The following is a 15,371-nucleotide window of genomic DNA, read 5'->3' on the forward strand; positions in this document are numbered from 1 at the left end:
CGGTGAGACCAACCTCCCGACCACAGGGCGCATTCCCGGTGCCGACGGTCAGGCGGACGCCTTCTCGATCTCCCGGGGCCTGAGGTCCGCGTTCTCCAGGACGTCCCTGAGGTGCCTCTCCACCACCGGCACGACCTCCTCGACCGTGATGTCCCGGCCCAGTTCGCCCGCGAGGGAGGCCACGCCCGCGTCGCGGATGCCGCACGGGATGATGCGGTCGAACCACTTCATGTCCGGGTTCACGTTGAACGAGAAGCCGTGCATCGTGACGCCCTTGGCCACCCGGATGCCGATCTGCGCGATCTTGCGGTCCTCGCGCCGCTGGCCCGCGTTGGACGGGGCGTACTCGGGGCCGTTGAGGCGGGGGTCGAACTCCTCGTCGGTCAGGCGCGGGTCGAGGTCCAGGGACAGCCCCCCGAGCGCCGGCCGCCGCTCGACCGGGTCGCCGAGCACCCATACGCCGCTGCGGCCCTCGACCCGGGTGGTCTCCAGGCCGAACTCGGCGCAGGTGCGGATGAGCGCCTCCTCCAGCCGCCGTACGTGCGCGACCACGTCCACCGGGCGGGGCAGCTTCTGGATCGGGTAGCCCACCAGCTGGCCCGGGCCGTGCCAGGTGATCTTGCCGCCGCGGTCCACGTCGACGACCGGGGTCCCGTCCAGCGGGCGCTCGCTGTCCTCGGTGCGCCGGCCGGCCGTGTACACCGGGGGGTGCTCCAGCAGCAGCACGGTGTCGGGGACCTCGTCGGCGAACCGGGCCGCGTGGATCCGGCGCTGCTCGTCCCAGGCCTCCTGGTAGTCGACGGCATCGGCACCGAATCCCCTGCGGACGAACCGCAACTCACTCACGGCAAGCGCCTCCCTCGGCGATGGGTGTGTCAGACATGTATCGCGCCCACGCCACTGTACGTCCGGGCCGCGCGCGTCAGCCCGGCGGGCATTCCTCACACGATCGGATGAAGGTGGCGCAAAGTGTGTGATCGTCTGCTCACTCTCCGCTACATTCGCGCCGTTCGTGAGGCCATAAGGGCTGCTCAAAGGCAATCCGGGCACGCCCACCGGCCCGGAAGGCAGGAGACCGCACCGCAGATGACGGACCGACCCGCGCAGCGCACCCCCAACCGCCAGCTCGCCGCGCTCATCGCAGAAGCGGGGTTCTCCAACGCGGGTCTGGCGCGTCGCGTCGATCAGCTCGGTCTGGAACACGGGCTGGACCTCAGATACGACAAGACATCGGTCACCCGCTGGCTGCGCGGGCAGCAGCCGCGCGGCACGACCCCCGCCCTCATCGCCGAGGTCTTCACCCGCCGGCTCGGGCGCCGGCTCACCGCCCAGGATCTCGGCCTGGACTCCTGTGCGCCGGTGTACGCCGGGCTGGAGTTCGCGGCCACCCCGGAGGAGGCCGTCGACATCGTCAGCGGCCTGTGGCGCAAGGACTCCGGCAGCCACGCCGAGCTGCGCAAGATCGCCTTCACCCCGGCGGGCCTGGTCGTGCCCAGCCGGGACTGGCTGATCGGCAAGCCCGACGACCGGGTGGCCCGCGAGCCGGGGCCCCGGGTGCCGCAGCAGGGCCGGCCCGGCGCGGCCAGGCCCCCGCTCCCGCCCGGGGCGGCGGCCGCGGCCCGCGCCCGCGCGAGCGCCGAACGCGCCCCCGGCCACCGGGTCACCGCCGGCGACATCGCCGCGCTGCGCTCGGTCGGCGAGCTGTTCCGCACCCTGGACGACCGGTTCGGCGGCGGCCACGCCCGGCAGGCGCTGGTGCGCTACCTGGAGCACGAGTGCGAGCCGATGCTCCGCGGCAGCTACGGCGAGCAGGTCGGCCGCCGGCTGTTCGGCGCCGCCGCCGACCTGACCCGGCTGGCGGGCTGGACGTCGTACGACATCGCCGCGCACGGGCTCGCCCAGCGCTACTTCGTCCAGGCCCTGCGGCTCGCCCAGGCCGCCGGCGACCGGGCCTACGGCTCCTACGTGCTGGTCACCATGAGCCGCCAGGCCGTCTACCTCGGGCACGGCAGGGAGGCCGTCCAGCTGACCCGGGTCGCCCAGCAGGGCGTGGGCACCGGCGCCCCGCCCGTCGTCCAGTCCCTGCTGCACGCCTCCGAGGCGCGGGCGCACGCCGTCCTCGGCGAGGTGCGGGCGTGCACCGCGGCGCTGGTGCGCGCCGAGCGCGCGCTGGAGGCGGCCCGGCCCGGGGACGAGGTGCCGCACTGGGCCCGGTTCTTCGACGAGGGGCAGCTCGCCGACGAGTTCGCGCACTGCCACCGGGACCTCCAGCAGTTCCGGGCCGCCGCGCAGCACGCCGAGCGCGCCCTCCAGCTGCGGGCGCCCGTCTTCGCCCGCAGCCGGCTGTTCTGCCGGGTCGTCCTCGCCACCGCGCGGCTCGGCCTCGGCGAGCTCGACCAGGCGTGCGCGCTCGCCGCGGAGGCCGCGGGGCAGGCCGCCGAGATGCGGTCCGCCCGCGCGGTGGAATACGTCAAGGACTTCGAGCGCCGCCTGGAGCCGTACCGGGACGCGGCGCCGGTGCGCGGTTACCGGGAGAAGGTCGCCGCGCTGGGGTAGGACCGCGCGAAGCCGGGGCTACGCCGCCCTCGGCAGCACCGGGGCCGGGTCCGCGCGGTGCATCGAGCCCGTCGCGCCCAGGTCCGCCAGGATGGCCGACGTCGCCCGGCGGGCGGAGTGCAGCGCGCCCTGGACCGTGCTGGTGTCGCGGTGGTCGCCGCAGACGTACAGGCCCGCCAGGAGGCGCACCGGGCGGCGCGGGTCGTGCGGGGGGCGCATGGCCGGGACCGCCTCGGGGGTGTGGTGCACGGCCAGCGTCTCCCAGCGGCGCGTGGAGGTGCCGTAGAGCCGGGCCAGGTGGATGCGCACGGCGGTGTCGACGCCCTCCGGCGGCGGGCCCAGCACGGTCGAGGAGATCAGCACCCGGCCGGCCGGCGCCCGGCTCGGGTCCACGGTGCTGAGCACCGCCGTGTGCGCCACCGGCCCGCCCCGGTCCGCGTCCAGCAGCAGCGAGGCGCCGGTCGGGAGGGCCTCCGCGGGTTCGTCCGTGGTGTGGTGGACCACCGTCACCGGATGGAAGTCCGGCACCCGCAGCCCGGGCAGCAGCTCCGCCGCGGCCCGCGCGCCGGTGGCCAACAGCACCGCACGGCAGCGGATCTCGCCGTGCTCGGCGGTGGCCACCGAGGTCGTGGACACCGAGGTGACCCGCACCCCGGTGTGCACCGTGCCCGGCGGCAGCGCCCGCGCCAGCAGTTCCGGCAGCGCCTCCGCGCCGCCCTCCGGCACGCACAGCCGGCCGCTGGCGAAGGCGCGCAGCGCCAGGTCGGCGCACCGGCTGGACGTGGTCAGCTCCGGGTCGCACAGCAGCGCGGCCAGCAGCGGGCGCAGGAAGCCGTCGATGGTGCGGGCCGGCACCCCGCGCCGGGCCAGCGCCTGGGCGGCGGGCAGCTCGGGGCGGGCCAGGACGCGCTCGACGGGGGTCGCCGCGAGCCGGCCGAGCGCGGCGCCCAGCCGGGCCTGGTCCACCGCGCCGCCCACCGGCGCGCCGCCGGTCCGGCCGGGCGTGACCGTCGTGCCCCGGCCGGTCGTGGCCCGGGCCGCCGTGGCCCTGGCGGCCGTACCGCCGAGGGCCGTGCTCCCGAGGACCGTGGTCCTGAGGGCCGTGCCCCGGGCGGCCGTGGCCCTGGGCGTGCCGGCGAGGGCGCGCACCGCGTGGAGTGCGCCCCGTGCGCCCCTCGCGCTTCCCCCGAGCGCCGGGGCGCCCGCGCGCTGGAGGCGCCCGTCGCGGTGCAGCAGCACGCCCGGCGCGAAGCGGCGCACGGTCAGCTCGGCCAGGCCCGGGGTCAGCCGGAGTTCGGGGTAGGACGTGGACAGCAGCTGTCCGGCGCGGTCGAGCCGGAAGCCGTCGACCTTCTCCGTCGACATGCGACCGCCGACGTACGGGGCGGCCTCCAGGACCGCGGTGGTGATTCCGGCGCTGGTCAGCCGGTGAGCGGCCGAGAGACCGGCGAGGCCGGCCCCCACGATGACGACGTCCACCTGGTACGCGGGCTCAAGCACGAGGCCCCTCCTGTGGTTACGCGGCCGGTGGAGGAGCCATGCCTCCGACTGGCGCCACGGATACCCGAGTTCGGATCGAGGTTAGGGCGGTGATCGGTCAGGAGGAGTCGCGCATCAACAGGGCACGGTCGCATGGAGGTCGCATACGGTCACTTTTGTTCGCCCGTGTTGCAATCGGCTCATCACGCCGCGCGGATCGCCTCCTCGATGCCGGGGAACGCGAACCGGAAGCCCGACTCCAGCAGCCGCTTCGGCACCACCCGCTGACTGCCCAGCACATCCCCGGCCATCTCCCCGAGGGCCACGCGCAGCACCGCGCCGGGCACCGCGCACACCGCCGGCCGGCGCAGCACCCGGCCCATCGCCGCGGTGATCTCCCGGTTCGGCAGCGGCTGCGGGGCGGTCAGGTTGAACGGGCCGGACAGGTCCTCCCGGTCGATGAGGTGCCGGATCGCGGCCACCTCGTCGTGCAGCGCGATGTACGACCAGTACTGCCGCCCGTCGCCCAGCCGGCCCCCGAGCCCCGCCCGGAACAGCGGGAACAGCCGCCCCCAGGCCCCACCGCCCCGGGCCACCACCAGCCCCGTGCGCAGGAACACCGTCCGCACCCCGGCCTCCTCGGCGGGCGCCGCCGCCTCCTCCCACTCCACGCACAGCCGGGCCAGGAAGCCGTCGCCCGGGGGCGCGTCCTCGTCCACCACCCGCGCGCCGGTGTCGCCGTAGAAACCGATCGCGCTGCCGTTCACGAACACCCGGGGCGGCTCGGGCAGCGAGGCCACCGCCTCGGCGAGCGCGGCCGTGCCCAGCACCCGGCTGTCCCGCAGCACCCGCTTGTACTCCGGGGTCCAGCGCCGGTCGCCCACCCCGGCCGCCGCCAGATTGACCACCGCGTCGCACCCGGTCAGCCCGACCGCGTCCACCCGGCCCCGCTCCGGGTCCCAGCGGACCTCGTCCGGGCCCTCGGGCGCCCGGCGCACCAGCCGCACCACCTCGTGCCCGTCGGCGGTCAGGGACCGCACCAGGGCACCGCCGATCAGACCGGACGCGCCGGCCACCGCGATACGTGACGTTCCATGGCCCCAAGCATGACCCCACCCGCACCCCGGAAACCCGTTGGAGGCCCGGACGGCGCGGCCTAGGGTGAGCGTCATGTCCGAGCTCCGCATACGTACCGCCCAGGCCCGTGACGAGGGGGAACTGGCCCTCCTCGACCGGGCCGTCTGGTCCACCCTGCACGCCGTCACGCCCCGGCCGGTGCCGCCGTACCCGCCGTTCTTCGACGACAGGCACCGCCCGGAGGACTTCCTCGTCGCCGAGGACGGCGGGCGCCTGCTCGGCTACGTCCGCCTCGCCCACCCCACCCCGCTCGCCTCCAACGCGCACGTCCTGCAGATCCAGGGGATCGCCGTCGCCGGCGAGGCGCGCGGCCGGGGCGTCGGGCGCGCGCTGATCCGGGCCGCCGTCGACCGCGCCCGCGAGCGCGGCGCCCGCCGGCTGACCCTGCGGGTGCTCGGGCACAACACCCCGGCCCGGAGGCTGTACGAGTCCGAGGGCTTCGTCGTCGAGGGCGTGCTGCCGGGGGAGTTCCACCTCGACGGCCGCTACGTCGACGACGTGTGCATGGGCCGGTCCCTGTGAACCCGGGCGCCACCGGGCCCCGGCGGCGGCGCTACGCGGCGACCAGTTCCCCGGTGTCCACCCGCGCCGTCGCCGTGGCCGCCCGCCGGGCGACGCCCGTCAGCTCGCCCGCCGTCAGCACGTACCCCGTCCCCGCGTCCGAGGCGGACCGGGCGAAGATCATCCCGAGCACCCGGCCGTCCCGGGTCAGCAGCGGGCCCCCGGAGTTGCCCGGCAGGACCTCGGAACGGATCGCGTACACGTCCCGGGTGACCGTGCGCTCGTCGTAGATGTCCGGGCCGACCGCCCGCACCCGGTCCGTGACCGTCGCCGCCCGCAGGTCCAGGCCGCCGGCCTCCGGGTAGCCCGCCACCACCGCCGGGTCCCCGCGCCCGGCGTCCGGGGCGAACCGCAGCGCCGGGGCGCGCAGCCCGGGCACGTACAGCACCGCCACGTCCCGGCCCGGGTCGAACAGCACCACCCGGGCCGGGTACGTCCGCCCGGCCCCGCCGACCCGCACGCCGGGCCGGTCGATGCCGGCCACCACGTGGGCGTTGGTCAGCACCCGCCGGGACGCGTAGACGAACCCGCTGCCCTCGCGGCCCTCGGCGCCCGCGAACCCCTCGATCTTGACCGTGCTGCGCCGGGCCGCCCGGGTCGCGGCCGGGGCGACACCGTCGCTCTCCGGCCGGGCCGCCGGGATTGCCGGCTCGGACCCGTACGGGCCGGGCACCCGGGGGAAGCCCGCCCCGGACAGCGCGGACGTGGCCCGCGCGAACCAGGCGGGCGTGGCCTCGGGCATCCGCTGCCGCACCGCGCTCAGCAGCGTCGACTCCCGTACCTCCGCCGTCAGCGCCGGGGCCGGGGCCGCGCCCAGCACGCCCGCCACCATCCCCGCCACCACCAGCACCGCGACCGAGTGCGCCGCCGCGCCCCCGACGCCGTCCGCCGCCCGCAGCGGGCCCCGGTCCATCCGCCCGCGCAGCCGCCGCGCCGCCCGGCCCGCCAGCCCGCGCCCCAGCACCGCCGGCACCAGCAGCGTCAGCGCGGCGAGCGCGGTGACCGCCGCCGAACCCCGCACCTGGCCCGTCGCCCACGGCAGCAGCCACATCCCGACGGCCGCGCCGCCCGCGAACCCGGCCAGCGAGACGCACCCGGCCACCAGCCCGCGCCGGTATCCCGACACCGCGGAGCAGACGGTCACCACAGCGAGCAGCAGGTCCAGCACGTTCACGGCAGCCGCCTTTCCCGTCCCCCGGAAGTGACCCGGACCGGGACGAAGGTTCCGCCAGGTGGCAGAGCGCGCGGCGCGGGTACGGCCCGGCGGCTTGACAGTGGGATCATGCGTGTCCTCCGAAGAGCCCCGCAGGCCCCGGCACGGGCCGCCGCGGGGAGTCCCCGCACCGCACGGCGGATACCCGGGGCGCTGCTGGTGCTGCTCGGCTGCCTGCCCGGGCTGCTCGCCGTCGGCGCGCTGGTCCTGTGCGCCCGCGGCGCCGAGCGCGCCGCCTCCCGCCCCGACCGCCCCGCCGCCGGAGCCCGGCCGCCCGCCGGGCACCGGGCCGCCCGGCCGCGCATCGTGCCGCGCTCCGCCTGGCTGGACCGCGTCACCGGGCACACCCAGCCGCCCCCGCGCTACGACGACAAGGTGGTGGCCGTCTTCCTGCACCACACCGACTCGCCCAACGACTACGCCTGCGCCGACGCGCCGCGCATCATCCGGGGCCTGTACGCCGGCCAGACCGGCGCCCGGCACTGGGACGACATCGGCTACAACTTCCTCGTCGACCGCTGCGGCACCATCTACGAGGGCCGGGCCGGAGGCGTCGACCGGCCCGTCACCGGCGCCCACTCCCAGGGCTTCAACCACCGCACCGCCGGGATCGCCGCCCTCGGCACCTTCACCGCGGGCGTCCCCGTGCCCCGGGCCATGACCGAGGCCATTGCCGCCCTCGCGGCCTGGAAGCTCGGGCTCGCCGACATCGACCCGCGCGGCCGGGCCCGGCTGGTCTCCAGCAGCGGCCAGAGCCGCTACCGGTCGGGCGCCACCGCCACCCTGCCCGCCCTCGCCGGGCACGACGCCGGATTCCACACCAGCTGCCCCGGCGCGGCCCTGACCGCCCGCCTCCCGGCCATCCGGGAACGGGCCGCCCAACTCCAGGGCCGCCCGGCCGCGACGCCCCACCGGAAGCCGGTCACCGCGCCACCCCGCGAGCCGGCCGCGACGCCGCCCCCCAAGACGCACGGCCCGCGCACCTCCCCGCGCCCCACGGTCGCGCCCAGCGCCAGCGCCAGTGCCCAAGCCGGCAGCAGCCCCGGCCCCGGGCGGGCCGAGCCGACCGGAGGCGGGACACCCGAGGAACAGCCGTGAGGCCGTCATGTCCTGAACCGCTCCCACAGCCGGGGGAACCGCTCGGCGAGCACCCGGTCGTCCTCCAGGTCCAGCGGCGTGCCCGCCGGCTCGGCCGGGGGCGGGGCGAGGCCCAGCTCGGGGGCGACGGTGCCGGTCAGCCGCTCGTACGCCTCGTCCGCCGCGTACCCCAGCTCCTCGCCGTCGCCGTCGATCTCCTCGTCGAACTCGCCCAGCAGCCCGGCCAGCGCGTCCGGGTCGTGCAGGGCCCCCTCGAACACCTCCCGGCCCTGCCCGATCAGCCAGCACCGGAAGTAGTCGAACGCGTCGTCGCTGCACCCGTCCAGCAGCAGCCAGGCGGCACCCCACAGGTCCCAGCGGTAGGCGCGGTTGTAGCGGGCCTCGAAGTGGCGGGCGAAGTCCAGCACCTGCTCCGGGTCCAGCCGCAGCAGGCGCTCCACGAGCAGGTCGGCCTGTTCCTCGGGGTCCCCCTCGGCGGCCCCGCGGCTGGAGTCGATCAGCTCCCAGAACTCCGTCTCGTCCATCACGCCACCAGCATCGGCCCTGACCCGGTGGCACGCACCCGGAGTACGGCCCGGATGCTCAGCCGTCCCCGGGGTGGTACAAGGCGGCGGCGCGGGCCGCGTCCGCCGCGAACCGCTCGCGCAGCGCGGCCGGGGCCAGCACCTCGGCCTCCGGCCCGAGCGCCGTCAGCTGCTCGTACGCGACCTCCTCCGACTCCACGGGCAGCGTCACCGTCACCCGGCCCGCCGCGTCCGGCGCGCCCGGCTCCGCGAGGGCCGTCCGCGCGGCGAGCGGGTCCACGGCGTGCGGCAGCCTGCGCAGCCCTTCCGGAGAGAGCCGTACGACGACCTCGGCCCGCAGGATCGACCGGGCGAACCGCTCGGCCTGCTCCGCCCAGAAACCCGGCAGATCGAACTCCGGATCGCGGTCGAACCGCTCGCCGAGCGGGTCCACGGCGGTGAACCGGTCGATCCGGTACGTCCGGAAGGAGCCGTTCGTGGCCACCCGCGCGCACAGGTACCAGACACCGGCCTTCAGCACGAGCCCGTACGGTTCCAGCCGCCGCTCCACCGTGTCCTCCGCGCGCCGGTAACGGGCGAGGACCCGGCCGTCGTCCCACACCGCCTCGGCGAGCACCGGCAGCGGCGCGGGCGTCTCGGGCTCCCGGAACCAGGCGGGCGCGTCCAGGTGGAAGCGCTGCGCGGCGGTGTCCGGGGCGTCCCGCAGCGAGGGCAGCAGGGCCGCGGAGACCTTCAGCCGGGCCGCCGAGGCGGTGTCCGCCAGGCCCATCTCCCGCAGCGCCCCCGGCACCCCGCTCAGGAACAGCGCCTCGGCCTCGCCGCGGGCCAGCCCGGTCAGCCGCGTCCGGTACCCCCCGACCAGCCGGTACCCCCCGGCCCGCCCCCGGTCGGCGTACACCGGCACCCCCGCCTCGGAGAGCGCCTGGGCGTCCCGCGTCACCGTCCGCTCCGACACCTCCAGCTCCCGGGCCAGCTCGGCGGCGGTCATGACGGGCCGCGACTGGAGAAGCAGAACCATCTTGATGAGCCGGGCCGCGCGCATGCGCCCATCATGCCAACAGGCCCCCGCCGAAGCGGGGGCCTGCTCATCCGACCGGTTTGTTACAGCCCGTACTTCTCCCGGGCCTCCTTGACCGCCGTCGCCTTGATCTCGCCGCGGCGGGCGAGCTGGGACAGGGCGGCCACGACGATCGACTCGGCGTCGACGCCGAAGTGGCGGCGGGCGGCCTCACGGGTGTCCGACAGGCCGAAGCCGTCGGCGCCCAGCGAGGACCAGTCCTGCTCGACCCACTGCGCGATCTGGTCCGGGACCTGGCGCATGTAGTCGGACACCGCGAGCACCGGACCCTCGGCGCCCTGGAGCGCCTGGCGGACGTACGGCACCCGGTCCTCGCCGCGCAGCAGCGCCGCGTCGGCCTCCAGCGCGTCCCGGCGCAGCTCGGTCCAGGAGGTCGCGGACCACACGTCCGAGGCCACGCCCCACTCCTCGGCCAGCAGCTTCTGCGCCTTGAGGGCCCAGTGGATCGCCGTGCCGGAGCCCAGCAGCTGGATGCGCGGGGCGCCCGCCGCCACGGTGATGCCCGCGGACTCGGCCGTGTTGAAGCGGTACAGGCCCTTGACGATGCCCTCGTCGATGCCGAGGCCCTGCGGCTTGGCCGGCTGCGGCAGCGGCTCGTTGTAGACCGTCAGGTAGTAGAAGACGTTCTGGTCCTCGCCCGGCTTGGCCTCGCCGTACATCCGGCGCAGACCCTCACGGACGATCACCGCGATCTCGTAGGCGAACGCGGGGTCGTACGTCAGCGCGGCCGGGTTGGTCGCGGCGATCACCGGGGAGTGGCCGTCGGCGTGCTGGAGGCCCTCGCCCGTCAGGGTCGTACGGCCCGCCGTCGCGCCGACCAGGAAGCCGCGGCCGAGCTGGTCGCCGAGCTGCCACATCTGGTCGGCCGTGCGCTGCCAGCCGAACATCGAGTAGAAGATGTAGAACGGGATCATCGCCTCGCCGTGCGTCGCGTACGACGACGAAGCGGCGATGAAGTCGGCCATCGAGCCGGCCTCGGTGATCCCCTCGTTGAGGATCTGGCCGTTCTTGGCCTCCTTGTAGTACATCAGCTGGTCACGGTCGACCGGCTCGTACGTCTGGCCCTTGGGCGAGTAGATGCCCAGGGACGGGAAGAGGCTCTCCATGCCGAAGGTGCGCGCCTCGTCCGGGACGATCGGCACCCAGCGCTTGCCCGTCTCCTTGTCGCGGACCAGGTCCTTGACCAGGCGGACGAACGCCATCGTGGTGGCCACGTTCTGGGAGCCGGAGCCCTTGTCGAAGGAGGCGAACGCCTTCTCCGCCGGGGCCGGCAGCGCGGGCAGCGGCTGGGTACGGCGGGCCGGGGCCGGGCCGCCGAGGGCCGCGCGGCGCTCCTGGAGGTAGCGCACCTCCGGGGAGTCGGCGCCCGGGTGGCCGTAGGGCACCACGCCGTCGACGAAGTCGCTGTCCTTGATCGGCAGGCCGAGCCGGTCGCGCATCGCCTTGAACTCGTCCACCGTCAGCTTCTTCATCTGGTGGTTGGCGTTCTTCGACGCGAAGCCCTCGCCCAGGGTGTGGCCCTTGACCGTCTGGGCCAGGATCACGGTCGGCGCGCCCTTGTGCTCGACGGCGGCCTTGTACGCGGCGTAGACCTTGCTCGCCTCGTGGCCACCGCGCGAGAGGTGGAAGCACTCGAGGATCTTGTCGTCGCTCAGCAGCTTGGCCATCTCGGCCAGCGCCGGGTCCTTGCCGAAGAAGTCCTCGCGGATGTAGGCGGCGTCGCGGGTCTGGTACGTCTGGACCTGCGCGTCCGGCACCTCGCGCAGCCGGCGGACCAGCGCGCCCGTGGTGTCCAGGGCGAACAGCTCGTCCCAGGCCGAGCCCCACAGCGTCTTGATCACGTTCCAGCCGGCGCCGCGGAACTGGGCCTCCAGCTCCTGCACGATCTTGAAGTTGGCGCGGACCGGGCCGTCCAGGCGCTGGAGGTTGCAGTTGATGACGAAGGTGAGGTTGTCCAGCTCCTCACGGGCGGCCAGCGCGAGGGCGGCCGTGGACTCCGGCTCGTCCATCTCGCCGTCGCCGAGGAAGGCCCAGACGTGGGAGGCGGAGACGTCCTTGATGCCGCGGTTGGTCAGGTAGCGGTTGAACCGCGCCTGGTAGATCGCCGACAGCGGGCCGAGGCCCATGGAGACCGTCGGGAACTCCCACAGCCAGGGCAGCCGGCGCGGGTGCGGGTAGGACGGCAGGCCGTTGCCGCCGGCCTCCTGGCGGAAGTTGTCGAGGTGCGCCTCGTTCAGGCGGCCGTCGAGGAAGGCGCGGGCGTAGATGCCGGGGGAGGCGTGGCCCTGGATGTACAGCTGGTCGCCGGAGCCGTCCCCCTCCTTGCCCTTGAAGAAGTGGTTGAAGCCGGTCTCGTACAGCCAGGCGGCGGAGGCGAAGGTCGCGATGTGGCCGCCGACGCCGTGCTTGCTGCCCCGGGTCACCATGGCCGCCGCGTTCCAGCGGTTCCACGCGGTGATCCGGGCCTCCATCTCCGGGTCACCGGGCAGGGCCGGCTCCGCGGAGGTGGGGATGGTGTTGACGTAGTCGGTCTCGAGGAGCTTCGGCAGCGCGATGCCGCCCGCCTCGGCGCGCTCCAGCGTGCGACGCATCAGGTACGCGGCGCGGTGCGGTCCGGCCTCCCTGGCCACGGCGTCCAGGGAGGCCTGCCATTCGGCGGTCTCCTCCGGGTCGCGGTCCGGGAGCTGGTCGAGCGCGCTCGGCTGGATGGCGTTGGGGTCGGTCATGTCGCCGCCTTCCTCAGTCGAAGGGGGTTCCCTCATCGTCAAGGGTTCGGGGGTGCCCTAGGTCTTTGGCAGGACAGGGCAGTGGACTTCGGTGGAAGTCCGTCGGCGACTGTAACCCTCTGATCGATGATCGATCAAAGGGTTGAGGGGGAAAAAGTCTCGAATCCGAGAAAGTAGGCACCCGGTGCCTTCGAAATGGGCACCCGGTGCCGCCTTGGAGGGGGGTTTTCGCAGGTGAGCGGGGGTATGCTCGGCTGGGTCAGGCGCGCGGCGCGCACCCCAGCACATGCGCCTTCACGAGCTCCGCGATCCGCGGATCCCGGCGCTGGAACGCCTGCACCAGCTCCTCGTGCTCCTCCGCGTACGACTGCTGGACCGTGCCCAGCCAGCGGATCGACAGCGCCGTGAACACCTCGATGCCCAGCCCTTCCCACGTGTGCAGCAGCACCGAGTTGTGCGCGGCCCGCACCAGCTCCCGGTGGAAGCCGACCGTGTGCCGCACCTGGGCCGTGCCGTCCGCCTTCCGGTCGGCCTCGTACAGGGCCGCGACGTGCGGCTCCAGCGCCGAGCAGTCCTCCGCGAGCCGCTCCGCCGCCAGCTCGGCGGCGATCGCCTCCAGGCCCGCCCGGACCGGGTAGCTCTCCTCCAGGTCGGCCGCCGTCAGATTGCGGACGCGCACGCCCTTGTTCGGGGCCGACTCGATCAGCCGCAGCGACTCCAGCTCGCGCAGCGCCTCCCGCACCGGGGTCTGGCTGACCTCCAGCTCGGTCGCGATCCGCCGCTCCACGATCCGCTCGCCCGGCTGCCAGCGCCCGCTGACGATTCCCTCCACGATGTGCTCGCGGATCTGCTCGCGCAGCGAGTGGACGACGGGCGCGGTCATGACGGCTCCTTAGGGAGGGGCCGTCCTGCGGCCCCCGGGGGCTTTGACGCTTAGACAATACGGCGGGTTCGCTGCGCGGGAAGGGCGCGCGGGGGCGCTTCGACGCAGGTGAGACGAGCCTTACACGCTGGGTACCCGGACAAACACGAACACCCCGCCCGGAACAAGCTCCGGACGGGGCGTTCGTACGCCTGATCAGGCGCGATGGGGTCAGAGCCCCAGCTCTACGTCGTTTCGGGCCTCGGCCCGAGAGCCGCTCAGAGGCCGAGCTCGACCTCGAACTCGCCCGCCTCCAGGATCGCCTTGACCGCGGTCAGGTAACGGGCCGCGTCGGCGCCGTCGACCAGACGGTGGTCGTAGGAGAGGGTCAGGTAGGTCATGTCGCGGACGCCGATGACCGTGCCCTCCTCGGTCTCGATGACGGCCGGACGCTTGACCGTGGCACCGATGCCGAGGATCGCGACCTGGCCCGGCGGCACGATGATCGTGTCGAACAGCGCGCCGCGCGAACCGGTGTTGGAGATGGTGAAGGTCGCGCCGGACAGCTCGTCCGGGGTGATCTTGCTCGCCCGGACCTTGCCGGCCAGCTCCGCCGTGGCCTTGGCGATGCCCGCGATGTTCAGGTCGCCGGCGTTCTTGATGACCGGGGTCATCAGGCCCTTCTCGGAGTCCACCGCGATACCGACGTTCTCGGTGTCGAAGTAGGTGATGGTCCCCTCGGCCTCGTTGATCTTGGCGTTGATGACCGGGTGGGCCTTCAGTGCCTGCGCGGCGGCCTTGACGAAGAACGGCATCGGGGAGAGCTTGACGCCCTCGCGGGCCGCGAAGGAGTCCTTCGCCCGGGCGCGCAGCTTCATCAGGCGGGTGACGTCGACCTCGACGACCGACGACAGCTGCGCCTGCTCGTGCAGCGCCTTGACCATGTTGTCGCCGATGACCTTGCGGATGCGGGGCATCTTGACGGTCTGGCCGCGCAGCGGGGAGGCCTCCAGCGCCGGGGCCTTCTTCGCGGCGGCGGCCGGGGCGGCCGCGGCGGGGGCCGGGGCAGCGGCGGCGGCCTTCGCGGCCTCGGCGGCGGCGAGGACGTCCTGCTTGCGGATCCGGCCGCCGACGCCCGTGCCCTTGACGGTGGCCAGGTCGACGCCGTTCTCGGCGGCGAGCTTGCGCACCAGCGGGGTCACGTACGCGCCCTCGTCGGTCGCCTGGGTGGCGGTCGGCGAGGTCGGCGCGGTGGCCGGGGTGACCGGAGCCGGAGCCGGGGCGGGCGCCGGAGCCGGGGCGGCAGCGGCGGGGGCCGGAGCGGCGGGGGCCGGAGCCGGAGCCGGAGCCGGGGCCGGGGCGGGCGCCGGGGCAGCGGCCGGAGCCGGAGCAGGAGCCGGAGCCGGAGCGGCCTCGGGGGCGGCCGGGGCGGCCTCGGCGGCGGGGGCCGGAGCGGCACCCGGGGCACCGATGACGGCGAGCTTGGCGCCGACCTCGGCCGTCTCGTCCTCGCCGACCACGATCTCCAGCAGCACACCGGAGGCGGGGGCGGGGATCTCGGTGTCGACCTTGTCCGTGGAGACCTCGAGCAGCGGCTCGTCGGCCTCGACGGTCTCGCCGACCGACTTCAGCCAGCGGGTCACGGTGCCCTCGGTGACGGACTCGCCCAGCGCGGGCAGGACCACGTCGGTGCCCTGCGCGCCACCGGCCGGAGCGGCCGGAGCGGCCTCGGCGGCGGGCGCCGGAGCCGGAGCCTCGGCGGCCGGGGCGGGGGCGGGGGCGGGCTCGGCGGCGGGGGCCTCGGCGGCCTCGGCGGCCGGGGCCGGAGCGGCGGCGGGCGCACCCGTGCCGTCGTCGATGAGGGCCAGCTCGGCGCCGACCTCGACCGTCTCGTCCTCGGCCACCTTGATGGAGGCCAGGATGCCCGAGGCGGGGGCGGGGATCTCGGTGTCGACCTTGTCGGTCGAGACCTCGAGCAGCGGCTCGTCGGCCTCGACGCGCTCGCCCTCGGCCTTCAGCCAGCGGGTGACAGTGCCCTCGGTGACGCTCTCGCCGAGCGCCGGAAGGGTTACGGAAACCGCCATGGTTTCGGTTGCTCCTAACGAATTGCGGAAGTCTGTGGTCGTCGCGCCCGAAG

The 15,371-nt window shown here is 75.0% G+C and carries 11 protein-coding genes and 1 pseudogene; 3 read left to right on the forward strand and 9 right to left on the reverse strand.

The features are described 5' to 3' along the window. Positions 1-48: 48 nt before the first annotated feature. Positions 49-846: a lipoyl(octanoyl) transferase LipB gene (lipB, locus tag ACSURM_RS26300; RefSeq protein WP_436958221.1), complete on the reverse strand. Its 798-nt coding sequence runs from the start codon at positions 844-846 to the stop codon at positions 49-51. Positions 847-1,086: 240 nt separating this feature from the next. Here lipB and ACSURM_RS26305 point away from each other — a divergent pair, with 240 nt between their 5' ends. Further along, complete coding sequence (locus ACSURM_RS26305) at positions 1,087-2,556, forward strand: regulator (protein WP_436958222.1); 1,470 nt, start codon at positions 1,087-1,089, stop codon at positions 2,554-2,556. 18 nt (positions 2,557-2,574) lie between these two features. On the opposite strand, the gene ACSURM_RS26310 is transcribed toward ACSURM_RS26305, so the two are convergent. Together ACSURM_RS26310 and ACSURM_RS26315 are read right to left on the reverse strand one after the other, a co-directional pair. Then, the gene (locus tag ACSURM_RS26310; protein ID WP_436958223.1) at positions 2,575-4,056 is read right to left on the reverse strand and encodes an NAD(P)/FAD-dependent oxidoreductase; all 1,482 of its coding nucleotides are present in this window, start codon (positions 4,054-4,056) and stop codon (positions 2,575-2,577) included. 182 nt (positions 4,057-4,238) lie between these two features. Further along, a complete protein-coding gene (locus tag ACSURM_RS26315) occupies positions 4,239-5,117 on the reverse strand; it encodes a TIGR01777 family oxidoreductase (RefSeq protein WP_436961188.1) in 879 nt (292 codons plus the stop codon). 88 nt (positions 5,118-5,205) lie between these two features. Here ACSURM_RS26315 and ACSURM_RS26320 point away from each other — a divergent pair, with 88 nt between their 5' ends. Further along, a complete protein-coding gene (locus ACSURM_RS26320) occupies positions 5,206-5,694 on the forward strand; it encodes an N-acetyltransferase family protein (RefSeq protein ID WP_436958224.1) in 489 nt (162 codons plus the stop codon). A gap of 31 nt (positions 5,695-5,725) precedes the next feature. Here ACSURM_RS26320 and ACSURM_RS26325 read toward each other — a convergent pair whose 3' ends face one another. Continuing rightward, on the reverse strand, positions 5,726-6,907 hold the full coding sequence (locus ACSURM_RS26325; RefSeq protein WP_436958226.1) for a MarP family serine protease: 1,182 nt from the start codon (positions 6,905-6,907) through the stop codon (positions 5,726-5,728). Between the two features lie 108 nt (positions 6,908-7,015). On the opposite strand from ACSURM_RS26325, the pseudogene ACSURM_RS26330 reads away from it, so the two are divergent. Next, positions 7,016-7,840, forward strand: a pseudogene (locus tag ACSURM_RS26330) (peptidoglycan recognition protein family protein); the annotation flags it as partial. A gap of 209 nt (positions 7,841-8,049) precedes the next feature. Here the strand turns inward: ACSURM_RS26330 and ACSURM_RS26335 are convergent. The 5 genes from ACSURM_RS26335 to sucB form a co-directional block, all read right to left on the reverse strand. Continuing rightward, positions 8,050-8,568: a DUF4240 domain-containing protein gene (locus ACSURM_RS26335; protein WP_436961189.1), complete on the reverse strand. Its 519-nt coding sequence runs from the start codon at positions 8,566-8,568 to the stop codon at positions 8,050-8,052. Between the two features lie 58 nt (positions 8,569-8,626). Beyond that, a complete protein-coding gene (locus ACSURM_RS26340) occupies positions 8,627-9,610 on the reverse strand; it encodes a helix-turn-helix transcriptional regulator (protein ID WP_436958228.1) in 984 nt (327 codons plus the stop codon). A gap of 59 nt (positions 9,611-9,669) precedes the next feature. Further along, the gene (gene aceE / locus ACSURM_RS26345) at positions 9,670-12,372 is read right to left on the reverse strand and encodes a pyruvate dehydrogenase (acetyl-transferring), homodimeric type (protein WP_436958229.1); all 2,703 of its coding nucleotides are present in this window, start codon (positions 12,370-12,372) and stop codon (positions 9,670-9,672) included. A gap of 259 nt (positions 12,373-12,631) precedes the next feature. Then, the gene (locus ACSURM_RS26350) at positions 12,632-13,255 is read right to left on the reverse strand and encodes a GntR family transcriptional regulator (protein WP_030783170.1); all 624 of its coding nucleotides are present in this window, start codon (positions 13,253-13,255) and stop codon (positions 12,632-12,634) included. 257 nt (positions 13,256-13,512) lie between these two features. Next, positions 13,513-15,318, reverse strand: coding sequence for a 2-oxoglutarate dehydrogenase, E2 component, dihydrolipoamide succinyltransferase (gene sucB / locus ACSURM_RS26355; protein WP_436958230.1), 1,806 nt, complete (start codon positions 15,316-15,318; stop codon positions 13,513-13,515). Positions 15,319-15,371 lie beyond the last annotated feature (53 nt).

Source organism: Streptomyces sp. SudanB182_2057, assembly GCF_964272715.1.
GTDB lineage: Bacteria > Actinomycetota > Actinomycetes > Streptomycetales > Streptomycetaceae > Streptomyces > Streptomyces rubradiris.